At 49.3% G+C, this 410-nt stretch carries 1 protein-coding gene; it reads left to right on the top strand.

Features of this window, described 5'->3' with window-relative positions; translation table 11 throughout:
* Positions 1-410 (top strand): site-specific integrase (locus tag P5674_RS26025; RefSeq protein ID WP_315670502.1); only part of this gene is annotated, 410 nt, incomplete at both ends.

Below are 410 nucleotides of genomic sequence, written 5' to 3'. Positions count from 1 at the left end.
ATTGGTAAAGCATCAATCATTCCTGATGCGATCGCCGACAAGATAATCAAACGCTGCAAATATCCCTGGCAACAAACTCTACTTTCCATAATGAGATACACCGGGGAACGGGTGGGAGCCGTTAGGTTGTTGCAAGTTTCTGATGTCTACGCCGATGGCAGTTCTCAGATTGCCTTGCCGGAGATTACTTTTAGGTCAGAAACTAGGAAGCGATCGGCTGGGAAAGATGCTGGGGTGAGACAGGTTCCCGTCTCCCAAAAATTGAGAGAAGTTCTGAGAACCTACCGACCTGGTGGTAGTGTCTGGCTTTTTCCTAGCCCATCCGACCACAGTTCACCGGTGACAGTTCAAGCGATCGACTCTTTTCACCGGAAGGCGATCGCTCAACTGGGTTTACAGAATGAAGGCTA

The sequence above is a fragment of the Limnospira sp. PMC 289.06 genome, from assembly GCF_032350395.1.
Classification (GTDB): domain Bacteria; phylum Cyanobacteriota; class Cyanobacteriia; order Cyanobacteriales; family Microcoleaceae; genus Limnospira; species Limnospira platensis.
The sequence above is the reverse complement of the archived record's forward strand: the minus strand, read 5'-3'. Positions and strand labels throughout refer to the sequence as shown.